The sequence below is a fragment of the Thermomonospora echinospora genome (assembly GCF_900108175.1).
Lineage (GTDB): Bacteria > Actinomycetota > Actinomycetes > Streptosporangiales > Streptosporangiaceae > Thermomonospora > Thermomonospora echinospora.
Window position 1 is genome coordinate 1 of record NZ_FNVO01000073.1, and the last position, 1223, is coordinate 1223.

Below are 1223 nucleotides of genomic sequence, written 5' to 3' on the forward strand. Positions count from 1 at the left end.
GACGGTGCACGGCTTGCCCGGCGGGGCCCAGCAGACCGGGCAGGTGTTGCCACGTCCCTCGGCGTCCTGGTTGAGGTGTCCTTCTCCCGAACGTGGCCTATGCCGTCAACTGGGCCCCAAGGGGACAGATATCTAGCGCGTCTGGCCAGTTCACCCCTATTTTCCTGACTTTACGCATCCGCCTGATTACAGTTTATGCGGGTGGTCGGCTGAGGAGTTCCAGGCCGACCGCTGACCGCAAGGGGCAACGTCCCCACCGGTGCTCGGCGCTGTGCCCCGGCCAGCGTCCGCACCGGACCGGAAGGAGCACGATGCAGGCATTCCAGACCGGCGAGATCCCCCACGGCTTCGCGATCAACGAAAACGGTGGGCTCATCCACTACAAGTACGCAATCGTCCTGGCCGTCCCGATGGCCAACCAGAGCGGCTGGTCCGGCGACGGCTTCCTCTCCTTCGGCAGCGACTGGGCCGACGTGCGGCTCCGGGTCGCCATCCACAACGGCAGCACCTGGAGCGTCATCAAGACCTACGACGTCACCGCCGGCGGGCTCCGCGTCGGCGACCAGCTTCCCGCCTCGTCGCAGAAGGTCAGCATCGGCCGGGTGAAGAAAGGCCCCAACGACACGGTCGACAACGCCCCGGTGAGCTGGCTGCTGCAATACCAGACCACCTAGCCGCCAGACAGCGGACGTCGTCGGCGATCACTCGGGGCCGGCTCGAAGAGGATGCGCCCGGCCGCCGACGACGTCCGTCCAGTTGGCGGCGTGGGCCACGTTCGGGAGAAGAACGCCGCATCGGATGGTCGAGACTGTCAACGCCATTCAGCTCAGGTCCTGGCGGCCGCCGCCGGGGCGGCGCGGGCCCTGATGGCGGGGGCCGGGTCAAGGGCCGGGCCGGCCGTCACGGGCGGTGGTCCGGTGTGGGGTACGGCGGTGTGCGAAACCTGTCAACGCGTGAAGCGGTTTCCCCTCGCGTTCGCCGGGCCCCACCCCTCAGAGATCAGGCCCCCTTGTCCTCGCGTTAGACGGCGGCTGGTGTGGCCGGTGGTGGGTGCTTGAGTTCTTCCAGGGCGATGCCCACTTCTCGTACGGCGGTGCTGAAGCGTTCGTGCAGGCGGCGGACGGTGGGGTCGTCGGGGAGCTGCTGCAGGTGCGGGTCCACGGTGCTTTTGAGCAGCCGGTCCAGCACGGTGTAGGCGCGCCGGCCCTGGCTGAGTTCGTACT

General features: G+C 68.2%; 2 protein-coding genes. One reads left to right on the plus strand and one right to left on the minus strand.

All coding sequences use genetic code 11. The annotated features are described in order from the left end of the window. The first annotated feature begins 311 nt into the window (after window positions 1-311). Window positions 312-674, plus strand: a complete 363-nt coding sequence (locus C4U03_RS39710; protein WP_103945043.1) for a hypothetical protein — start codon at window positions 312-314, stop codon at window positions 672-674. Window positions 675-1020: 346 nt separating this feature from the next. On the opposite strand, the gene C4U03_RS40945 is transcribed toward C4U03_RS39710, so the two are convergent. Further along, the coding region (locus C4U03_RS40945; RefSeq protein WP_160147270.1) for a hypothetical protein at window positions 1021-1223 on the minus strand (203 nt) is incomplete at its 5' end.